A 21,629-nucleotide genomic window follows, 5' to 3' on the forward strand; every position below is an offset into this window, starting at 1 on the left:
CATAAAACGCGCTCATTATAACTACAAAATTATCAGCCAATAAATCCCGGTAAAACCATGATTAAAATCACTTCATAAAGTGAATTCATAGTATTTTTATGTGAGATATCTTACTAGCGTTGAGTAACACTACGGGCGCCTGAGCAGGCTCAATAGCCAGAAAAAGGGCTTCTATGTGGTATATATTAAATAGTGATCTTTGTATCTACTTAGTCACAGGAAATAACGTCCGTCAACGCGCCGATTGGCTTTGCGCCCAGGGTGGGGCGGGCATTCAGTCGAATACCCCATAGCCGTGACTATAGCCACCCCATAATCCCCTCGTCCCGCAAGACCTATAGCCTCGAGAACACGATCTTCGTGCCATCCGGTTGTTGCTAAGGTGGCCAATCCTCGACTCTGCGCGGCAAGCAAGAGGAATGAGCTGGCAATGGTCGCATCAATGATGGCACTTTCGCGTAGTCGGCCAGGTTCCTCGCGATACCACTCTAAAGCCTGAATGGCGAAGTCCTGATCGATATAATCGCTGAGGTCATCCGGTTCGAAGAGCCGAGCGACCCCCACCACCAGGATGGGAGCTTGACTTAAAAATTCCTGTTGAGAATCTGCAAAGATCGCCTCTTTTGCAGCCCTGTCTCGCACCACCACCAGATCACGTCGCTGCGCATTAAAAGCACTGGGTGCTTCTAATCCGAGAGCAATAATATGATCGATAAGCTCATTGGCTACGGGCTCATCAGTAAAAGAGCGCACCGATCGGCGCTGCATGATAGCGTCAGTCACGGTTTGGTTGGTCACGCTTTGGGTGGTCATCGAGGCCCCAATTCTAAGCCTAGTTTTGTACCCACCCTAATCTAAATTGAGCGCACCTTTGGGAAAAGGCGCGCTCAATAAAATAATTTTAGTAGTGATTGTCGACGCGACGGTCGTCTCTGCGCCCCGGGTGCTCGGGGGATTCCGCTGGATACCCCATCGCGAGCACAATACCCACGCCGTGATCGGCCGAATCGCCAAGCCCCACTGCTTCTAAGATGCCGCGCTCATCCCAGCCAGTCGTGGGCGAGGTTACAAGCCCTTGACTCTGAGCGGCGATCATTGCAAAAGATCCCATGATCATCGCGTCCTTGATAGCACTTTCACGCAGCCTACCCGGCTCAGCCATGAGCCACTTTTTAATGCCTTCGGCGCGTTCCTCGCCAACGATCTCTGCTAGGTCGTCCGGTTCGCCGGTTCGTGCGATAGCTACTAATACCACCGGTGCGTCGCGCAGCTGGGTCTGCTGCGAGGCTTTATAAATACCATCCTTGATCTGCTGGTCGCGGACCACCACGAGGTCACGGCGCTGGCCGTTAAAGGCACTTGGTGCCTCGAGGGCGAGAGTGACAATATGATCGAGAACCTCGTCGGTCACGGGCTGGTCGGTATAGTGGCGAGTTGCGCGACGACTCTCAATGGCCTCGCGAACACTCATATCATGTAGAGGCATTATTTCTCCTTAATTTTGTTGAAGTGTCAACGATAACATAGGCAGAAAAACCCGGTCAAGGACTTTCTGACCCCAGGGGTCTAAGCTTAGTTAATATGGCAGAGCTACCCGCAGAAACCCGCACCCCCCTGCTTGCGCGTATTCCCACCGCCAATATCTTCGAAGATGATTGGCGCGCCCGCCCCACCTCCGCGCACCCCTTTCCAGTCGTCCTCGTTCATGGCACTGGGCAAACCAAGGGTAATTGGCAAGAATTGGGCCAAGATCTGCGCGCTGCAGGCTTCGCTGTCTTCGCCCCCGACTTCGGCCATCGCTCTACCGCGCCGGTAAAGGAATCCGCCAGCCAAGTAGGCGCCTATATAGAGGCAGTTTTGGAAGTGACGAAGGCTCCCAAGGTCATTCTCATTGGACATTCCCAGGGTGGGATCTTGGCGCGATACTGGATGCATCATTTAGGCGGCGAGCACAAAACCCACCACCTCATCAGCCTTTCCGTACCAAACCAGGGAACCACTCCCATCGCCTTCTTGCCCGCGGCGGCGCGCACTGAAACGCTGGAGCGCAGCTTAGATAAAATCATCGCAAGCTGGTTTGGCCCAGCCGGGTTGGAATTATTAAGCGGTTCCCCCCTCATTACAGCACTCAATGCCGCAGGAGATACCCTGCCCGGAATTCGCTATACCTCCATTGTGACCCGTCAAGATGCCATTGTTACGCCTTTAGAAGCGGGCTACCTCAAAGGTCCCGATGCGGAAAATATTTGTGTGCAGGATAGTCACAAATGGGCAATAGTGCGCCACGAAGAAATGTCGACTAATAAATATGTTCGTGAGCTCGTTCTAGAAGCGCTCCTGCGCAATGCTCCTACCTTTGCGGAGTTGGAGCGGGAAACCCCACCTCATCGTCCACCCTTCACCGAGCGCCTCAGCGAAGCCGTGCGAATACTTCGCGGCCAAGAGTAGACCGAGCGGTACGAAAAAATCAACTGATTCGTCTTGCTTTCTCCTAGGTGCCCCACTAAACTGAGTGCGCAATCACCCAATATCAGCGATAAAACCAGTTCGGACACCATGAAAAAGTGTATTTAGGAGAGATTCTCTCCCCATTCACAAATAGACCGATCAGTACAAAACTTATAATTTTCAAGGATTCCCATGACAACCACCACCCGCTCGAAGGCACCTTCGTGGCTCAGCAGCTTCGGCGCCCAGGTCACCATCGGCCTCATCATTGGCGTCATTTTAGGATTAGTAGCAAAAAATTTCGACAATTCCCTTGGGGCTGAGGAAACCTCATGGTTAAGCGCCACCCTGAGCTGGATCGGCTCGACCTATGTCAAGCTCCTCAAGGTCATGATCGCACCGCTCATCATTACCGCCGTTATTACCTCCATTGCCAATCTACGACAGGTAAAAAATGCTGCCCGCCTCGCCGGACAGACAATCATCTGGTTCGCAATCACGGCCTTCTTCTCAGTGATCGCAGCCATTATCGTGGCCACGGTACTCAAGCCAGGCGTGAACTCCAGCATCGATCCTGCAGCGGCTGCTGAGCCTAATTCCACTGGCTCGTGGCTGGGCTTTATTAACTCTGTTATTCCCACCAACTTCCTCGGCCTCCAGGCGTGGAATAGTGGCGAGAATATCGGACTAGGATTTAGTGCCCTCCAACTCATCCTTATCTCGATCGCGCTCGGTATCGCTGCGATCAAAGCTGGAAAGGCCGCAGAGCCCTTCCTCCAATTCAATGAATCTCTGCTCCAGATCATTCAAGTGATCTTGTGGTGGATTATCCGCTTGGCCCCTATCGGCACCGCCGCCCTAATCGGTAATGCGGTTGCCACCTATGGTTGGGATGCTATTGGTTCCTTAGGAAAATTTGTTCTTGCCCTTTATGTTGGTCTCGCCATCGTGATGTTTGTGATCTACCCGGTGGTATTGATGGCTAACCGCATCCCCGTCCTGCGCTTCTTCAGCAAAGTTTGGCCTATTACCTCCCTTGGATTTGTTACCCGTTCCTCCATGGGAGTCATGCCGGTCAACCAGCAGGTGGCCGTGAAATCCATGGGTGTTCCGCGAGAATATGCCTCCTTCGCGATCCCCCTCGGTGCTACCACCAAGATGGATGGCTGCGCTGCGGTCTACCCAGCGATCGCCGCAATCTTCGTTGCCCAGTTCTACGGCATTGACCTCAGTCTCACTCACTACTTGCTCATCATCTTCGTGTCCGTCATCGGTTCCGCAGCAACAGCCGGTACCACGGGCGCTACCGTGATGCTTACCCTCACCTTATCAACCCTGGGACTGCCTCTTGCAGGCGTGGGTCTTCTCCTCGCCGTGGAACCCATCATCGATATGGGCCGCACCGCGGTCAACGTAACAGGCCAAAATCTTTCCACCGTCGTGGTGGCTAAACGTGAAGGTATCTTGAACGACGATATCTTCGATGATGACACCAGCTACGAGGACCTTAGCGCCGAGTCGCACTCCCGCCAGAATGTTGCGGTCTCCTAGAGATCACTTTGTCTAACCCCTTGGGAAGCCCAAGGGGTTTTCTCATACCTCAATACTCTTCAGTGCTAGGTGGATCCTTCCTCCCCCGTCTCGGTCATTGCACCCAAGGGCAGTGGTTGCCAGCCACTTTTGCGACCTCAAGGTACTACCTAAGCTGCACCCCAAACGCCATAAATGGCAGAACAACAACGGCGTGGCCACGTGGGGCTCATCGTCTTGGTTTCGGTTGGTCTCAGTTAATCCCGCCACCGAATTACTAGCTGACACCATAGTGACCCAGGCCTTCATCAACAGGTGCGCAGCAATCTGGGTGTGCACACGTGCACACTGCTGCAGTGGCCGTAATCCTTTGTGCCTTATTGGTAAAATCCCTGGAACCGCACCAGCTCCATGAGGTCACTATCAGCACAATCCTCCACATAACCCCGATTCGCACGAGCAGCGAAGAGGCTCATCAGGGTGAAGATCGGTAACTGTCCCAGCCATAAACCCGCCTGTGCCATATAGGGCGCTTGTAGCTGATAAGTCCTGCTCATCGATGGGGTTTTATATTCAGCGATATCGCCCTCAAATGCGGTAATCCATAACAAGCACACGCCCACCTCTATGCAGTTGATGCCTTAAATCTTGAGGTCTAAAGCTTGCCAGGGTGCGACAGATCTCTACGAGGGCACAGGACCTTTTTGATCGAATGGAGGGTTGCGAGCGGTAAAAACCTTCATATCTACTACAAAAACCGTGACGGAGGATGGTCATACTGCTGAATCTCCGAGGACAGATCGACCTGTGTATTTTCTCGTTTCTCAGCCCGCATAAGTCTTTGGGTAGCCTTCTTTTCCCAGCTCAACACCATACAAGCAAGATCACACGTCATATAAGGCCTAATCCGACTAGCGTGGGTTTTATGTGCCAAGATTCTTCGCCTACCTCCGCCACGCAGATGGTGGGCCATACCCCTTTAGTGTCCCTCGACCGTATTCACAACCGAAGTGATATCGGCGTTTATGCGAAGTTGGAGCAATTCAACTTAGGTGGATCCGCGAAGGACCGAACGGCGCATGCTCTGATCAACGATGCTATCGCCAGCGGAAAAATCAGCGAAGGCTCGACACTCATCGAATCCTCTTCAGGAAATCTTGGCATCTCCCTCGCCCGCCTCGCCAGAAGTGCCGGCATGCGATTCCACTGCGTGGTCGATCCGCGAGTGAATAAGTCCACGGTATTGACCATGAAGGCTTTCGGCGCCCACGTGGAGATGTTAGAGCGTCCTGATCCGGCCACTGGAGATTGGTTGACCGCTCGGCGCCAGCGCGTAGAAGAACTTCTAGCAGAAATACCTGATTCTTTTAATCTCAATCAGTACGCCAACCAAGCGGCTTTTACCGCCCATGCTGAGGGGACAATGACGGAGATCATTGCGCAGCTAGGTCGGCCACCTTCGCATCTCTTAGTCGCCATGAGCACCACTGGCACCCTCGGGGGCTGCGCGAAAAAACTGCGCGAAATCTCGGCGCCTACCGTGAAAATTGGGGTTGATGCGCTCGGTTCCGTCCTCTACGGTGGGCAGCGTGGCACTCGGCTCTTGCCAGGCTACGGCGCCGGAGTGGTCACCGAGCTCTCCCGCGCCTTCCACCCCGACCGCGTCGAATATATAAAAGATCTTGACGCCATCATGGGCGCGCGCTTATTAGCCTTAAGCGAAGGTATCCTCCCCGGTGCCTCTGGCGGTGCTGTCATTGCTGCTTTGATACGGCTTATTCCTCAGCTACCCCCATCCTCCACCGTTGCGCTCGTGCTTCACGACGGAGGCCACGCCTACGTGGACACTGTCTATAACGACACGTGGGTTCATGAGAATTTTACGATCGATCAGCACGTCCTCGATGATCCAACGACCTACTTTAAGGAGTAAAGAATGAAAATTGCTATTGTAGGCGCCGGACCACGCGGCCTCTGGGCCATTGAGGAGCTCATCGCGCGCTCACGGAAAGCCCTTGATATTGTGGTTTTTGATCCCTTCCCACCCGGCGCAGGAGCAGTGTACCGCGAGGATCAACCCGCAAATTTTCGTCTTAATTTGCGCTCCTCCGCGGTTAAAACTGCATTCAATTCCCTCGACCAGTGGCGCGTGGACCAGGGCTATGACCCCGATCCTTTTCCACCGCGCGCCCTCGTTGGTAAGTTTCTAGCAGCCTCGTGGCAAGCCGCCCTGGAGAGAGCCCCAGAACATATTCAGATCCGCTATGAGGCGCACACCATCACCGAAATTATCCCTGATGAAAATTCCGGCTACGAAATTGCAGGCGACGTTTTCGATGAGGTCCTCGTTGTCACTGGCCACGAACATGACCACCCGGGAGCTCTGCGGAATAGCGACAGTGCGGTGCCTGTTACGCCGCTGTATTGGAATGCCAACCTCCCCGATAACCCCGCGACGATTGGGGTGCGCGGGGCGGCGTTGACCTTTATTGACGTCTGTATGTTGTACGGCCAGGTGGCTACAAAAATTTATCCGGTTAATCGTTCCGGGCGCTTTATGGAGGTCAAACTCGATCCCACGGTTGTGGTGCCCGAGCTCGATCCTAAATTCTCTCAGCGCGTACTAAGCTGCGCTAACGCCACGGAATTGGCCGAGATTTTAGCCGAAGCGGCGGTCACACTCGCTGACTGTACGCTAGACCAGGTGCAGGATGTGATCAAGGGTGAAGATTTTACTGGTGATGCCGTCGCCGAGCTGCGGCAATCGCTGGCGGTAGCCCGTGGCGATCTGCCCCTGAGCCCAGCCGGCGCGGTGGGGGCGGCACTGCGAGAGCTCTACCCCGCCATTATCAAACGGCATCAGCATGCTGGTCCGATCCCCGGCTATGTGGACTTATCGCGTCCTCTGGAACGCGTTGCATTCGGCCCGCCACCGTATACGGCGCAGGTATTGCTCGACCTTATCGATTCCCAGGTGGTAGATACTCAGTATCTCGGACACCCGGACATTGTCGCGGAATGGATGGTAGGTTCACAGCCCGTTGATGTCCTCATCGACGCTGTGCTCCCACCCCAAGGACAGGCGTCGGTTTTTGCTGATATACCTGGAATCACCATTATTGGCCGTATGAATGAGCACATAGTCCCAGGCCATGACTCTCTAAATCGCACCCTCTTGGATGAGATCCCCAGGTGGGCTGCACGCATTAGTTCGGAGGATATATCATGAGCACCGTACCTTTAGAGGCCAGGACGCTGCCCTGGATGGATCAGGTTATCAATGATCCTCAGCTGGTTCGCACCCTTATTGACGAATACGGATCACCAGTTAATCTCCTTAATCCAGCACCCTTGCGCGATAATGCAAACGAGCTCATTTCCGCAGGTAAGGCGGCAGGAGTTGAGGTAGGAATATTCTTTGCTCGCAAAGCCAATAAAGCCCTCGCTTTTGTCGACGCCGCCCGCGATGCCGGTTTGGGCGTGGATGTCGCGAGCCTGCGTGAACTGCAGCAAGTTTTAGAACGCGGAGTTAATCCGCAGCGCGTGATCTTAAGTGCTGCTATTAAGGATGCCGCCCTGATCGACTACGCAGTTCAGGCTGGGGTAGTCATTTCTTGCGATAATGTCACCGAACTCACCCGGATCTCGCGCAGTGCTCAAGCACGTCAGACCACCGCCCATATCGCTCCGCGCTTAGCCCCTGATCCTGCTCTCTTAGCACCAACTCGTTTTGGGGAATTGCTGTCCACCTGGCGTGGCACTGAGGTCCCCTCGGGCATTGACGTGGTGGGAACGCATATCCATCTCCACGGGTACAGTGAGAAAGATCGTCGACAAGCATTAGCAGAAGCGCTAGTACTTGTGGATCACTACAAAGAAAATAACCACCCGGTTTCTTTTATTGATATCGGCGGTGGTATACCCATGAGCTATCTCAAGGATGTTAAGCAATGGGAATATTTCAACGAGCAACTGGCTCTGCAACGAGCTGGCAAGCGCGAACCCTTTACGTGGAAGGGCGATCCGCTCATAAATACTTACCCCTTTTGGCAGCGCCCAGTTCGCGGCGAGTGGCTTACCCAGCTGCTTAGCGGCGAGGTCCACGGCTTCGGCACGGCCGCTGCGGCGCTACGAGCGCGGGGCTTAAGGCTGCACCTGGAACCCGGGCGGAGCCTGTTGGATGGATGTGGCATGATTTTAAGCCGCGTGGAATTTACCAAGCAGCGTTCCGACGGACTCGATCTGGTGGGCTTGGCTATGAATCGCACACAATGTCGTACCGCCGCGGACGATATTCTGCTTGACCCCATCCTCATTCCCACAGGTGATGGCCCCCGTAGGGATATGACGGGGTATTTGGTGGGCGCATATTGCATCGAGGATGAGGTCATTATCCGCCGCGAGATGCAGCTTACTGTAGCACCTGGCGATACCGTGGCCATTGTCAATACCGCAGGGTATTTTATGCACATCTTGGAATCAGCCTCGCACCAAATTCCTCTGGCCAAGAATATCGTGCGTCACGCTAATAACACGTGGGTGTTGGACGCCATTGATTCTCACTCCTAACGCTGGTGCTACTTTCTTGACTCTTAGAAGACGCTGCTGGGGCTCCGGGGATCAAGAAAGTAGCTCTGAGCGGGAGGATGCTGGTGAATCCTGTATGTGCGGGAGCGCAGGTTAGTCGCGGTACTAATTGCTGGGACCTGCTTAGACTAAGTGCTTAGATTAAGTGAGTGCCTCTAATAGCGGTGGAAATGACCTCTCCTTATTTCGAAAGTAAGACAACTGTCAACGCGGAATTGTCTCGTGAATCTAGATCGTCACCGATCGCATGGCCTAAGACCTAGTGCTGGATCTGGGCGCTCGGGCCATCTCTGCCACACGTTCGACACAGCCATGCTGGCTATTTTCTTAAACGGTGAGAGGTGAGGGGTTTCACCGACAGAGACTATGGTAAAGACTATGGTGGAGTACGCAAAAGGCCGTAACTTGAGCAGGGCTTATGCGATCGGCGCGACATTGATGGAAAACCCTCGTGCGCACCACACGCAGTGGAGAGATATCTGCGAGAACGACCAGCGCTAGTAATTTGGCCATTTACCTATGAGTAGATAAGGCGCTCATGGTAAGGCCATACTCCTAGTGATGATCCATTTCTCTAGCGTGACTATCCTGTGCTTTCTACTCCTTGTTTTTAAGCAAGCAGACGTGGCATTATCTGAAGAATATTCGCGATTTTTTAATAGTTTTTAGTAGTGCTGCGCGATTAGCGTCTGGGAGGTATCCATGGACATTCTGCTACCGCGCCTTAATATAACTATATAACCGTGGCACTTTTTAACGCAGCGGCAGTTCCGCCACCGTGCGCCGTAATTTCCTGGTGTGTAGCTTTTCCGGTTGCGCCGCAAGTTTCTCCACTGCCCGCACCGCGCACATCACGTGCGCTTCCTTTGAGCTGGAATAAAAGGCTTGGGCACCAGCGGGTAGTTTCGGCACCGCATTCAGGGGCAGATCTGACACACTCAATAAGGTGCCATAGGGTACTCGGTAGCGGTATCCATTAGCCGCTAAGGTAGCTGATTCCATATCGCACGCAGCCGCTGTGGAGCCGCGTAGCCACTCCCATAAAGCCCTCGGGGTATGCCATTCCCAGTTGCGATCATCAGTAGAAATCACAGTACCGGTGCGCATCAGGGAAAGATCCTCGCCGTAGATCTCTTTGACACTTGCCTCAAGTGCACGTTGGACCTCCGGGATGGCGGGGATCGGAAGATCGAGCGGAATATGCCCATTGAGCAGGTTATCGCTCCGCTGGTAGGCATTTCCCAAGATGAGATCGCCAATCCGCATGCGCCCATCAAGACCGGCGCAATGCCCTATCATTATCCAGGCTTCAGGCCTTAAAACGGCTAAGCAGTCAGTGATAGTTTTGGCATTTGAGGGACCAACCCCAATATTCACCATTGTTACCCCGCTATTGTCCGCAGCCACCAAATCTAGGCGAGGCATTTGGTGTAGAGATCTTAGTGCCTGTTCGAATATTTCTTCGCTGGGGTATTCGGCGGTGGTTGAGTGCAGGACCGCACCGCTAGCAGTCACCAGTTCGTGGTAGCGAGATCCAGGGCGATGAAGTTCAGATAAGGCGAAGCGCAAAAATTCAGACATATGCATGCCGTAATTGGTAAAGAGTAAGTATTTTTGAACACTCTGTACGCCTATGCCCGTATAGTGCTCAATACGCGCGCAGGCCATATCGAAGCGCTGCGGACTAAAGTGAAAAAGCGGTTTCTCGGATCGATGGAATACCTCCCATTCACCATCAACAATGGCGTCGTCCACCATATCTAATGATGGTCGCGGCACCCCAGCGGGGCGCTCCGTTTGTAGAAAAACCTCGGCATTAAAATCCGGTAGGTATTCGGGGGCAATCGCGATTTCTGAGTCCACTACCTGTAGTTCACACGGGTAGTTGGACGTCAGCCTTTCGAGTTGGGCTATCAGATAGGAGCGCAGCAACCGCGGGCGGCTGATTACCGCCGAATACACACCGGCCTCGTCTACGTATCCGAACGGTTCGGTTCGATCAATTGGATGCCACCGTAGCACCCGCACCATGAGTTTGGGGTACGTAATATTCTTCCAATTGTCGAAATTCCCAGATTCACAACACTGTGTAGCCAAAGCGCATGATCGGTCGTAGTGATTGATGAGCTTTTCAACAGCTTCCACAGCATTCATACCATACGCCTCTCGCAGACCAATTGAGCGCTATTTTGAGTCTCTTAGCACCAAGATCTTACCCGATGGCCTTAGATAATTGACTCGTTTATAACGCACAATTTTGCATGCAACGGGGGCGATATATGGCTCTCGCTATGACTCTCGCCTAGCGCCGGAGGATCCTCCGCAACCAGGAGAGGATTCTCCTTGGTCGTGCCGGAGACCTGCCGAGGGAGGAAATGCCAGGCATCTCCCGCCCTATAACCACATCACTGTGGGCACGATGCCTGGATAGATTATCGTAGACACCCGCATCCTCAGCTTCAGATAACGTAGATGGGCCAGCCGGCGGCTGATCTAAGGGCTGCTCGTGTCTCAGCGGCAGTCCTGTGGCTGTGAGATCGTCTGCCTTATCCGCGCCAATATCTGGGGCGCTTGTGGGCGTCCGATCGCTCTGATCCGGCTTGACTGAGTGAGAATGTTGAATTCAGGCTAGCCCAAACGCTTCGATATTACGATCAACGATTGTCCTGAGGATAGCGAGGTTAGATTGTGCGGAATACACTGCCACATAGACAAACATATTCCCGTCCAGCATGCGGATCAGATGGAGCTGGTCGGAGAGGGTAAGAAGCATATCTTTCAGCTGCGAGTCGATCCCGAGCGCCTCAATCGCCTTGAATTTGGCCTTGACCATTTCACTGTTATAAGCGGAGGCAACATCCAGATCGAAAGTGGACAATTTAGAGGTTGAAGCCAAAGACATCCCGGTTCCAAGATCGACCACCGACGCCCCTAAGAAGCCATTGAGATTATTGCTGAGACTCTCGACGAAGTCTATGAGTTTCTGTTGTTCGGACATATTTTGGTTCTGCTTTCTTTTTGATTTAACTGCCTGCTAACGATGAACAATGGTGATATCGTGCAAGAATAGCAAAGTATCCAATCTGCTATGATAAGAATAGAAAATTTTCTACTCCTTTACAACAGGTAACTACACAAACCTTCTATTTAAATTGAAACTATCGGAAAAATGATTGCACAGTCTTTTAGGCGTAGGCGTCACGGCAAAGTGGACGAACTCGACGTCGTCGATCTCGACCCCTCCTTCACTGCACCCCGAGATTCAATCGTCGGATCCCCAACCACTCTCGAGCTCGTCTTTGCCGGACCGGTCGGGATCGGAAAAACCACCAGTATAGAGACTCTTTCCTCCATTCTCACTATCACCACCGAAGCGAAAGCAGCCGCTCAAGAATTCGTTGCCCCCGGCAAGTCTTCGACCACAGTCAGTATTGATTATGGGATATGGAAGCGCGCGGACAACCGCGAAGTGGGTCTCTTTGGAATTCCCGGGCAGGAGCGCTTTTCAGCCAGCCGTTCCGCCCTCAAAAATCCTGAGGCTGGAATTGTCTTATGGCTCTATGGTGAAGAGGACTTGGTTGAAGAGCAATTACAGTCATGGTTCCCAGTAGTCAAAGACTCGGCTATTGCGGGACGCCTGTGTATAGCGCTTAACTTCGTGCACGGAGACGACAAAGCGATCGTCCAACGCGCCGAGATAATCGCCAATCGTCTTCTTCGAGACCTCCTATCTAATGAGACGACACCTAGCACAGACACTGCCTTCATCCCTGTGGTTATAGCAGACCCCCGTATAAAGGAAGATGTCATCAACGTTGCAGAATTGGCCCTCAGGAATCAGCTATGAGCGATGAGTTAATTGCTAAGCACCGAAAGGTTAGAGATCGCGATTTTGGCACCAATGATATCGCTCATGCAGCTTTGCCTATTCTCTCTCACCTCAGAAGCAAGAATCCGAATGTCCATGCGATGATCATTGGAACTGGCGATGGTATTCATGTGTGTTCCATAGGATTCGATTCCGAAGATAATGCTTCGCGCATGGCAGCCCTGAACTCCTCGATGCTGGGTGTGTCCACTGCTCAAGCTCAGGTCATGGACCCATTAAAAGATGAGATTCAGGATACGGTTGTTGCTGTTCAGCTGCCTGGCTCTGAACTTTTAGGGCTCGCCCGTATTGAACATCCCCCAGTGGGGCATCTGGTTCTGGGGGTTTTCGGTAGGGATATCAAACTCGGTATGGTGGTGCATCTCGTCCAAACTATCGCCCAGGCTTTGGCAGATTGGATATATGAGGGCTAGCTGAGCCTGGCTAGGGCTAGTTAGGGCTGGTGAGGGCTGACTGAGCCTGGCTAAAGCTGGTTGGGGTGCTACCCGCCGAAAGACCCCACGCCACTCGTCAGACCCAGAGCTACAATACCTAGCGCCCGCAGTTCTGCTCCAAAGCGTATCTGTAGGTAGTGCAAATGGATTCGAAGTTAACGCCTGCCTAAATAAACAGAATCGAGAGCCCCGTGGCGCGAACATATAGCTTCCCACCCATCAGGGCGCACCTGGACGACCATGCGCCGGCCGCAGAGTTGACAAAACCGCGGCGCCTCCAGGCCGGCACGAGCCGAGGGACTTAGAGCAAGCGTGAGATCTGGGGTAACTTCCTGGCCAGTATTGGGATGAAAATGGGGTTCATCCCCGGCTAAGACGGCCTCAAGCAGCTCCGTTGATGCTGGTTTTCTCATTAGATCGTCGTATTCAAAGCCTTGATAGGCAGCCGCAATTTGCCGAGCAGATCCACGTCATCCTCCATAGGCCGGCCCAATGTTGTGAGGTAATTTCCTACAATTACGGCATTAATTCCACCTAAAAGGCCCTGCTCGGTACCAAGGTCTCCGAGAGTAAGTTCACGGCCGCCAGCAAAGCGCAGGATAGTCTTAGGCAGCGCCAACCGGAAGGCCCCGATGGCGCGCAAGGCGTCGGCCGTCTCCATAACCTCACGATCGGCAAAAGGGGTGCCTGGGCGGGGATCGAGGAAGTTCATGGGCACTTCGGTGGGGTTAAGATCGGCCAATTCGGTAGCGAATTCGGCGCGCTGCTCGAGGCTCTCCCCCATACCTAAGATGCCGCCAGAGCACACTTCCATGCCCGCTTCCGCGACCATTTCAAGAGTGGCCCGGCGCGATTCCCAACTATGAGTAGTGACTACTTCGGGGAAATAGGACCGCGCGGTTTCCAGGTTATGGTTATAGCGGTGGATCCCGGCTGCCTTCAAGCGATCGACCTGCTCTTGAGTCAGAATGCCGATGGATGCGGCAACCTCGATATCAACTTCGGCCTTGATAGCGGCGACAGCCTGTTCGAGCTGCGATATGAGCCGCTCATCGGGCCCCTTTACGGCTGCAACGATGCAGAACTCGGTAGCTCCAGATTTTTGAGTTTGCTTAGCCGCTTCTACAAGGCCTGGGATATCAAGCCAGGCGGAGCGTACGGGAGATTCAAAGAGACCCGATTGGGAGCAGAAATGGCAGTCTTCGGGGCAGCCGCCTGTTTTGAGCGAGATAATTCCTTCGACTTCAACCTCTTCGCCGCACCATTTCAGACGGACTTGGTGGGCGAGGTCGAGAAGCTCGGGAATGCGGTCTTCTTCCAGATTGAGGATCTCAAGAACTTCGTCTTTATTGAGACCGATGCCTTGCCCAAGTACTTTGTCCTGTGCCAGCGCGAGGATATCCATGGCTTATCTCCTACGGTTGTATGAGCGATCGAGTAGCGTATTGCGGTAGAGCGAGTGAGAAGATCGCTTGCGTGATGTCATCTCAGTCTAATCAATGCGCACCTCAAACACTTAAACAACGTTCAAGTTTTTTTCGGTTATAACACCAATCGCGCTATAGCCTGCACCTCTTAGGTACCACTAATTTTTTCCTTTTTGGGTGACTATTACCTTGTTGCCACCTCTTATGACTAGAAAACAGCAAAAATCCCACCACTACGATGAGTGATGGGATAGTGCCCAGGGGGGGACTTGAACCCCCACGCCCTTGCGGACACTGGCACCTGAAGCCAGCGCGTCTGCCATTCCGCCACCTGGGCTCAAACTAACACTTCCTACTTCAATGACACAGAAAAAGCGTTGCCATTAACTTAACACGATCGCACAATAGAGCAACAAATCCGCAGTACACATTTGGTTTTTACGGCACTGCTCAAGGAGTGACTCTAGGAGTATTGCAGCTTTGACTTTATACTAGGTAGGAAAGCGTTGATCGATAGAGCATCCTAGGAGGCGAAGCAGCGTGTCAATTATCGGCAAGATTGCCAAACTCGACAGCGCCATGCAGCGCGGGCTCGATAACGGCTTCGCTTATATATTTGGCGGCCGCGTGGTACCTGCAGAGATCGAAGAACTTCTCAAGCAGGAGGCGGAGGATAACTTGGTGCACACCTATGAAGGCACCGTTGAAGTTCCGAATATATATGAGGTCTCTGTTAGCGAAAAGGATTTTGATCTCATATCCGCTGAGCACCCAACTCTGGCAGATGATTTCACCGATCGCTTATCGCGGTACTTCCGCAATAACTCCTGGATTTCTCCTGCTCCGATCGTCATCAGAATTAGCGCCGATCAATCCTTGCGCACGGGGCAATTGCATGCCACAAGCGATTTTGATCTGGAAGTGAGCCCACCTAAGAAAGAGAGTGCTCCTATGAATCCCCCCGCTCCGCTTCCTTCCGCACCCACTGGGAAGATGATCAGCCTGACTGTCGACGGCACCCCCAGCTATCAACTTAGGACTGGGTCGACGATGATTGGTCGCGGTACGGATGTGGACTATAGGCTGCACGATACTGGGGTTTCCCGGCACCATGCGGAGATCGTGTGGGATGGCCACGAGGCCTATATTGTGGATCTACAGTCCACCAATGGCACTACGGTCAATGGCACCCCGATTGACAATTGGTTACTCGCCGATGGTGATGTGATCACAATTGGGCATTCACAGATCGTCGTCCGCATTAAATAACTGGCAAGGAGAAGCATGGATTCGGCGTTTTTATTTGGGCTGCGCATTGGGCTCCTCGCCCTTTTATGGCTTTTTATTTTTTTCGCGTTCATTGCAATGCGACGTACCATGAAATCCCATACCAGCCCCGCCGTTGCTCAGGCTCCTCTAGGAGGACGCCCGCAGCAATTAGCTATTCTCGACGGTCCGTTGACCGGCTACCGCGTCGATCTATCAGGCCTGTCAGATATCTCTATCGGACGCTCGCACGATTGCGGTCTCAATCTCGACGACGATTTCACCTCAGGACATCACGCGCGGCTATTTAGTCGCGGCAATGAGTGGTTTATCGAAGATCTAGATTCTCGCAATGGAACCTTCGTCCAGGGTGCACGTATTGACGCCCCTGAGCGAGTTGTCGCCGGGCAAGACCTGAAAATTGGACGGACCACTCTAAGGCTTGTGGGCTAGATGAAATTACATTATGCTCTCGGATCCCACCGGGGATTAGTACGCAGCAATAATGAGGATTCCGCCTATGCGGGCCCATATCTGCTCGCCCTCGCTGATGGAATGGGCGGACACGCTGCCGGCGAGGTGGCTTCCCAGATGATGATTAATTATCTCGCGGAGATCGACGCCGACCCGGGTGAGAATGATATGTTAGCGCTGCTCGGCTCCGTGGCCGATGACGCCAATCGGGCGCTTGCGCGCGGAGTGCGTGAAAAACCAGAAATTGAGGGCATGGGGACCACGCTCACAGCGCTGATGTTCAACGGGGACGAACTGGGACTGTGCCATGTGGGTGATTCTCGCGGTTTTCGCATGCGCGCTGGAACCCTCGAGCGGATTACGGTCGACGATACCTATGTGCAATCGCTGGTAGATAAAGGCCAGCTAGACCCTGCGGATATCTCCACTCACCCGCAGCGCTCCATGATCTTAAAGGCCTATACGGGTAGGCCGGTCGAACCGACCTTAGAGCACCTCGATGCGCGTATTGGTGATCGGCTCATGCTCTGCTCCGACGGGCTGTCTGATCCAGTAACTACTGATACCATCGCCGATGAATTAGCATATGGCACCCCAGAAGAAGCTGTGCGACGCCTCATAGATTTAGCGCTGCGCTCCGGTGGTCCCGATAACGTCACCGTGGTGGTGGCCGATATCGTCGCTGATGACATCGATCCAGCCACACTGCCCGCTACACCTTTGACCGCGGGAGCACTCAATAACGAGGAGGAACCCCCGCAGATTAATACCGCTGCTGGCAGGGCTGCTGCAGCCCTTGCCACAGTCACAGCGCGGCAACCGGAGGTGATACCTCCACATCCGCAGCAGGCTAAAGAAGCGCCCCAGAGCTCACGCCGTTTCATCCCTGTCATTGCGTTTATGCTCGCCCTCTTAGTGAGCGGCGGAGGTTTCCTCGCAGCTCAGAGCTACGCCGCCGACCGCTACTTCATTAGCCTTAATGACCAGCAGGAATTCATTATTTCCCAGGGGCTTAAGACCCCAGGCCTCAGCGCCTTGGGAGTAAAGGCCTATCAAGCGGCGTGCATTAACGCCGCTGGGAATCTTACTTTCGTTGATAATAGCGAGCGGCCTGATTGTGCTATTTTCTCCCTCAACGATCTCAACGAGCCGGCGCGCGCCCTCGTCGGTAATTTCTCTGGCGGGCGTTATGACGAAGTAATCCAGCAGATGCAGCGCCTCTCTGAAGAAGCATTACCGGTGTGTGTGACCAGGCAAAAGGTTGAGGAGACCACCAGCCCTCGCACAACCAGCACTCCTCGTGCTACACGTACTCCTTCCAGCACCACGACGCCACCGACCTCGACCAGCGCTCCACGGTCGCAAACCCGCACGACTACGAGCTCCGTGCGCACCACACCGCAATCGCAATCATCTGCTGCCCCAAGCCGCCCAGGAGATCTTTCAACCCCTGGAGTTAATTGCCGGGAGGTGAAGAACCCATGATTTCAACCGCCCGCTGGCGCACCACGGAATTAAGCCTTCTCATAGCGGCCACCATCATCATGGCCATAACCTTGCTCAGCCTCAATATGGCGCTGGGGTTAGATATCAACGCCGAACTCGCCTGGGTCATCGGGGGCTTTATCGGAGTTTTCCTCATCGCCCATATTGCCTTAAGTTTTCTGGCCCCACAGGCTGACCAGATCATGCTCCCCGTAGCGGCCCTCCTCAATGGTTTAGGGCTTGCCATGGTGTATCGCATCGATGTGGCACAAGAAACCACAATGGCCTCGCGGCAGGTGATCTGGACGCTCGTTGGAGTGGGACTTATGATCACCGTCCTCATCTTCCTCACCGACCACCGCGTGCTGCGACGCTTTTCCTATATTTTAGGTCTCGTAGGATTAATCCTCTTGGCCCTCCCGCTCATTTGGCCCACACGCCCCGGGGTTGTCGCTGATGCCCGTATCTGGATTAGTATCGGCTCCTTTTCGGTCCAACCAGGAGAATTTTCCAAGATTTTTCTGTTGCTCTTTTTCGCCCAACTTCTGGTGACCAAGCGGGCCCTCTTTAATGTTGCGGGCTACCGACTTATGGGTATGGAATTCCCCCGCCTCCGCGATCTCGGACCCATTCTTGTGGTGTGGGCAATTGCTATCTTTATTATGGCTGGCGAAAACGATTTCGGCCCCGCTCTGCTTCTCTTCAGCACAGTTTTGGGCATGCTGTATCTGGCGACGGGGCGTGTCTCATGGCTATTTATTGGAGTCATTCTCGTTGGCATAGGTGGCACCGCCATCTATCAAATCTCCGATAAGATCCAAACCCGCTTCTCCATTTTCTTAGACCCATTAGCTGATCCTTATGATACGGGCCGCCAGCTTTCGCAGGCTCTGTTCGGTATGTCCACGGGCGGCCTCACGGGGACGGGACTTGGCCTCGGGCACCCGTATTTAGTGCCTGTGGCGTGGAGCGACTTTATCTTGTCTTCACTAGCTGAGGAATTGGGGCTGTATGGGCTTGCCGCCATTTTGATTTTGTTTACCATCTTGATCGCCCGTGGAATGCGCGCCGCTGTGATGACTAAGGATTCCTACGGCAAATTGGTAGCCGCCGGGCTCTCCCTCACCCTAGCCATCCAAGTCTTCGTGGTCACCGCCGGAATCTCAGCACTGATGCCTATGACGGGTCTGACAACACCCTTTATGTCTCAAGGCGGATCATCTTTGATGGCTAATTATATTCTGCTCGGTATCATCTTGCGGATCTCCCACTCCGCTAGCCAATCCGCCCAGCAGGGGGTGCACTCATGAATCGAACCATTGCGAAATCTTTTTATTTCACCCTCGTCATGATGGCTATCCTCTTAGTCAACGCCAGCTATATTCATGTTTTCAAAGAGGAGGAATACGCTCAAAACCCCGCCAACCGACGCGGTCTGATTGAGCTGAAATCTCAGCCCCGCGGCTATATTGCCACAGGTGGCATCATTCTGGCTGAATCACTAAAAGGTGAGGACGGCTTCTACTACCGCAATTATCCACATAACCCCCAAGCCTTTGGCGCGGTAGAGGGCTATATTTCCGATATTTACGGTGCCAGTGGCATTGAGTCCAGCTACAATGATGTGCTCAACGGCACCGCTCAATCACCCACACTATGGTGGAAAAGCCTTATTAGCCAGGATAAACAAGTAGGAAACGTGGAACTAACCCTCGATCCTGCTACCCAAGAGACCGCCTTCAACGAACTCGCCTCACGCGGCTATGAAGGAGCGGCAGTAGCTATCCGACCATCGACAGGAGAAGTACTGGCTTTAGCCTCGACTCCATCCTTCGACCCAGCCGCCATTAGTGATGCAAACCAGGCCGAATTAGCCTGGCAGGAACTCAATGCCAACCCAGGCGATCCCTTGCTCAATAAAGCTACACAGGAAACGCTGCCACCGGGCTCAACCTTCAAGGTGGTGACCACATTAGCTGCCTTAAACAAGGGCTTCACTCCCGATTCCACACTGACTGGGCAACCGCAGATAACGCTGCCTGGCACTGAGGCAACACTGGAGAATTATGGGGGCCAACTGTGCGGTGGTGCTACCGAGGTTAATCTTCTGACCGCTTTCCAGTACTCCTGCAATACTGCTTTTGTGGAGATGGGAATCCAGGCTGGCGCGGATGCGCTACGCCAAGCAGCGAGAGATTTCGGTATCGGCGAGAGATATGACTTGGGTCTTCCCGTGGTACCCGGCACCGTCGGTGATTTACCCGATGATCCAGCACTGGGGCAATCTGCGATTGGGCAGCGTGATGTGGCATTAACCGTGCTACAGAATGCTGTTATTGCCGCGACCGTGGCCAATAAGGGCGTGCGCATGGAGCCACATCTGATCCACCGCGTAGTGGCAGATGATCTTACCGAGATTTCTAAGACTAGCCCGCGCGTTCTCTCCTCAGGTATCACAGAAGATCAGGCAACAACGCTGACTAATCTGATGCAGGCCTCGGAGCGCTTCACCGCAGGATACGCAGGTCAAAATATTGCCTCCAAAACGGGCACCGCGGAGCATGGCGAAGACTCCCGAAATTCAAACCCCCACGCGTGGTATATCGCCTTTGCCCCGGGCGAAGATATTGCGGTGGCCGTAGTTGTCAAAAATGGTGGCGATCTCGGCCAGGCAGCAACAGGTGGATCAGTTGCCGCCCCAATTGGGCGAGCCATTATCGCTCAAGCACCCAAGGGAGGACAGTAATGAATGAACAGGAGCGTCTCCAGGAACTCCTCGCGGGTCATTATCAGCTGCAGTGGGTGATCGGCACCGGCGGAATGTCCACCGTCTATTTAGCCGACGATCTCCGTCACCAGCGCGAGGTGGCCATTAAGGTACTCCGCCCCGAATTTGCCTCCAACCCTGAATTTCTTTCCCGCTTTCGCAATGAAGCGGCGGCTAGCACTCGTATTAATTCCGATCATGTGGTGCGCACCTACGATTATCTGGAGCTACGCGAACCTCACTCGCAGCAGATTCTCAGCGTGCTCATTATGGAATATGTGCGTGGGGAAACCTTAAGCGATCTCCTCCAGCGGCGCTCTGGCCCTCTCGAGGAGGGAGAAGCCCTCGATATTCTGGAGCAAGCAGCGCAGGGCCTTGCCACGATCCACGGTCTGGGCCTCGTGCACCGCGATATTAAGCCTGGGAATTTGCTGATTACCCAAAATAAGCGGGTTAAGATTGCTGATTTTGGTATCGCCAAGGCCGCCGCCTCTGCCCCATTAACCCGCACGGGCATGGTGGTAGGAACCGCTCAGTACGTCTCTCCCGAGCAGGCGCAAGGTCTTGTAGTTGATACTGCCTCCGATATTTATTCCCTCGGGGTGGTGGGCTATGAAATGCTGGCTGGCCGTCGACCCTTCGAGGGCGATTCCACCGTGTCGGTGGCGCTGGCGCATATCAATCAGGCACCGCCTGCTCTCCCCACCACTATCAGCGCCCCGGCGCGCGAGGTAATTGCTACCGCGCTGCGCAAAGAGCCTTCGCATCGCTACCGGGATGGGCGAGAATATGCACAGGCTATTTCTGCGGCGCGGCTGGGTCGGCGCCCGGCACCTGTGAGCGCGCCTCCAACCACTCGGATCATATCGCCGCCTCAGCCCGCATCGACGTCAATCATGCCGCCAACCCAGATGGCTCGGACTTCCTATGAAGTTCCCCCAGCGCCTGAGCGCAGTGGATGGATAACAGGTGTGATACTGGTAGTTGTCTTCGGCGGTGTGGTGGCACTAGGATTCTTCCTTTATAGATCTGGGATAATCGATGAGCTGATGCAGCCCTCTCCTCCAGTTCAACCGAGTATTGTGACTGTCGTTCCCGAGGAGGTTGTAACAGTTCCGGCGCCTGAGGATATTGATACTCCGGCTCCGCCCACCGAGGTGGAACCTGAGCGCGAGGACATCACCGAGGCGCCTGTTATTCCAGATACTCCACCAACGATGGTGCTGCCTGAACCAGCTCAGCCGATTCCTGCGGATACCCCCACGGTGGAGATACCCGCCCCGCCCGTTGACCAATCGACCCAAGGAGAAGCCCAGTGACCC

The 21,629-nt window shown here is 53.9% G+C and carries 20 protein-coding genes and 1 tRNA gene; 13 read left to right on the forward strand and 8 right to left on the reverse strand.

The genetic code is table 11. From position 1 onward, the window contains the following. Window positions 1–213: 213 nt before the first annotated feature. On the reverse strand, window positions 214–813 hold the full coding sequence (locus N7326_RS07455; protein ID WP_259079259.1) for a nitroreductase family protein: 600 nt from the start codon (window positions 811–813) through the stop codon (window positions 214–216). Window positions 814–901: 88 nt separating this feature from the next. Then, complete coding sequence (locus tag N7326_RS07460) at window positions 902–1,486, reverse strand: nitroreductase family protein (RefSeq protein WP_259289559.1); 585 nt, start codon at window positions 1,484–1,486, stop codon at window positions 902–904. 95 nt (window positions 1,487–1,581) lie between these two features. On the opposite strand from N7326_RS07460, the gene N7326_RS07465 reads away from it, so the two are divergent. After that, entirely contained in the window at window positions 1,582–2,448 is an 867-nt protein-coding gene (locus N7326_RS07465) for an esterase/lipase family protein (RefSeq protein WP_263088360.1), read from the forward strand. A 192-nt stretch (window positions 2,449–2,640) separates the two neighbouring features. Then, on the forward strand, window positions 2,641–3,999 hold the full coding sequence (locus N7326_RS07470) for a dicarboxylate/amino acid:cation symporter (RefSeq protein ID WP_259079271.1): 1,359 nt from the start codon (window positions 2,641–2,643) through the stop codon (window positions 3,997–3,999). A gap of 356 nt (window positions 4,000–4,355) precedes the next feature. On the opposite strand, the gene N7326_RS07475 is transcribed toward N7326_RS07470, so the two are convergent. Then, on the reverse strand, window positions 4,356–4,535 hold the full coding sequence (locus tag N7326_RS07475; protein ID WP_263088361.1) for a hypothetical protein: 180 nt from the start codon (window positions 4,533–4,535) through the stop codon (window positions 4,356–4,358). Window positions 4,536–4,903: 368 nt separating this feature from the next. Between N7326_RS07475 and N7326_RS07480 the strand changes: the two genes are divergently transcribed. The 3 genes from N7326_RS07480 to N7326_RS07490 are packed head-to-tail and all read left to right on the forward strand — an operon-like array spanning window position 4,904 to window position 8,547. Further along, on the forward strand, window positions 4,904–5,911 hold the full coding sequence (locus N7326_RS07480) for a pyridoxal-phosphate dependent enzyme (RefSeq protein WP_263088362.1): 1,008 nt from the start codon (window positions 4,904–4,906) through the stop codon (window positions 5,909–5,911). Window positions 5,912–5,914: 3 nt separating this feature from the next. Further along, window positions 5,915–7,207 (forward strand): FAD/NAD(P)-binding protein, encoded by a 1,293-nt coding sequence (locus N7326_RS07485; protein WP_259079278.1) that lies wholly within the window; start codon window positions 5,915–5,917, stop codon window positions 7,205–7,207. Further along, on the forward strand, window positions 7,204–8,547 hold the full coding sequence (locus N7326_RS07490) for a Y4yA family PLP-dependent enzyme (RefSeq protein ID WP_263088363.1): 1,344 nt from the start codon (window positions 7,204–7,206) through the stop codon (window positions 8,545–8,547). Before N7326_RS07485 ends, N7326_RS07490 begins: the two co-directional genes overlap by 4 nt. Window positions 8,548–9,318: 771 nt before the next feature. On the opposite strand, the gene amn is transcribed toward N7326_RS07490, so the two are convergent. Together amn and N7326_RS07500 are read right to left on the reverse strand one after the other, a co-directional pair. Next, window positions 9,319–10,719, reverse strand: coding sequence for an AMP nucleosidase (amn, locus tag N7326_RS07495; protein WP_259079286.1), 1,401 nt, complete (start codon window positions 10,717–10,719; stop codon window positions 9,319–9,321). 469 nt (window positions 10,720–11,188) lie between these two features. Next, window positions 11,189–11,563 carry a hypothetical protein gene (locus tag N7326_RS07500; protein WP_259079288.1) on the reverse strand — a complete coding sequence of 125 codons (375 nt, stop codon included), beginning with the start codon at window positions 11,561–11,563 and terminating at the stop codon, window positions 11,189–11,191. Window positions 11,564–11,734: 171 nt separating this feature from the next. Here N7326_RS07500 and N7326_RS07505 point away from each other — a divergent pair, with 171 nt between their 5' ends. Together N7326_RS07505 and N7326_RS07510 are read left to right on the forward strand one after the other, a co-directional pair. Beyond that, window positions 11,735–12,412 carry a hypothetical protein gene (locus tag N7326_RS07505; RefSeq protein ID WP_259158567.1) on the forward strand — a complete coding sequence of 226 codons (678 nt, stop codon included), beginning with the start codon at window positions 11,735–11,737 and terminating at the stop codon, window positions 12,410–12,412. Next, on the forward strand, window positions 12,409–12,867 hold the full coding sequence (locus N7326_RS07510) for a hypothetical protein (protein ID WP_259079291.1): 459 nt from the start codon (window positions 12,409–12,411) through the stop codon (window positions 12,865–12,867). Before N7326_RS07505 ends, N7326_RS07510 begins: the two co-directional genes overlap by 4 nt. A 176-nt stretch (window positions 12,868–13,043) precedes the next feature. Here N7326_RS07510 and bsaP read toward each other — a convergent pair whose 3' ends face one another. The 3 genes from bsaP to N7326_RS07525 all read right to left on the reverse strand — a co-directional run bounded on the left by bsaP (window position 13,044) and on the right by N7326_RS07525 (window position 14,652). Beyond that, entirely contained in the window at window positions 13,044–13,301 is a 258-nt protein-coding gene (gene bsaP, locus N7326_RS07515) for a biotin synthase auxiliary protein BsaP (protein ID WP_259079293.1), read from the reverse strand. Continuing rightward, entirely contained in the window at window positions 13,301–14,293 is a 993-nt protein-coding gene (gene bioB, locus N7326_RS07520) for a biotin synthase BioB (protein ID WP_259079299.1), read from the reverse strand. Before bioB ends, bsaP begins: the two co-directional genes overlap by 1 nt. Before the next feature lie 276 nt (window positions 14,294–14,569). Further along, window positions 14,570–14,652 (reverse strand) — tRNA-Leu (locus N7326_RS07525). A 203-nt stretch (window positions 14,653–14,855) separates the two neighbouring features. Here N7326_RS07525 and N7326_RS07530 point away from each other — a divergent pair. The 6 genes from N7326_RS07530 to N7326_RS09405 are packed head-to-tail and all read left to right on the forward strand — an operon-like array spanning window position 14,856 to window position 21,626. Continuing rightward, window positions 14,856–15,584 carry a DUF3662 and FHA domain-containing protein gene (locus N7326_RS07530; protein WP_259158568.1) on the forward strand — a complete coding sequence of 243 codons (729 nt, stop codon included), beginning with the start codon at window positions 14,856–14,858 and terminating at the stop codon, window positions 15,582–15,584. Between the two features lie 15 nt (window positions 15,585–15,599). After that, on the forward strand, window positions 15,600–16,034 hold the full coding sequence (locus N7326_RS07535; protein WP_259079313.1) for an FHA domain-containing protein FhaB/FipA: 435 nt from the start codon (window positions 15,600–15,602) through the stop codon (window positions 16,032–16,034). After that, the gene (locus N7326_RS07540) at window positions 16,035–17,540 is read left to right on the forward strand and encodes a PP2C family protein-serine/threonine phosphatase (protein ID WP_263088364.1); all 1,506 of its coding nucleotides are present in this window, start codon (window positions 16,035–16,037) and stop codon (window positions 17,538–17,540) included. Beyond that, window positions 17,537–18,850: an FtsW/RodA/SpoVE family cell cycle protein gene (locus tag N7326_RS07545; protein ID WP_259079320.1), complete on the forward strand. Its 1,314-nt coding sequence runs from the start codon at window positions 17,537–17,539 to the stop codon at window positions 18,848–18,850. Before N7326_RS07540 ends, N7326_RS07545 begins: the two co-directional genes overlap by 4 nt. Next, on the forward strand, window positions 18,847–20,286 hold the full coding sequence (locus N7326_RS07550; protein WP_259079322.1) for a penicillin-binding transpeptidase domain-containing protein: 1,440 nt from the start codon (window positions 18,847–18,849) through the stop codon (window positions 20,284–20,286). Before N7326_RS07545 ends, N7326_RS07550 begins: the two co-directional genes overlap by 4 nt. Beyond that, a complete protein-coding gene (locus tag N7326_RS09405) occupies window positions 20,286–21,626 on the forward strand; it encodes a protein kinase domain-containing protein (RefSeq protein ID WP_259079330.1) in 1,341 nt (446 codons plus the stop codon). The genes N7326_RS07550 and N7326_RS09405 overlap by 1 nt, the downstream gene beginning before the upstream one ends. Window positions 21,627–21,629: the final 3 nt, after the last annotated feature.

This window comes from Corynebacterium sp. ES2794-CONJ1 (assembly GCF_025660615.1).
Lineage (GTDB): Bacteria > Actinomycetota > Actinomycetes > Mycobacteriales > Mycobacteriaceae > Corynebacterium.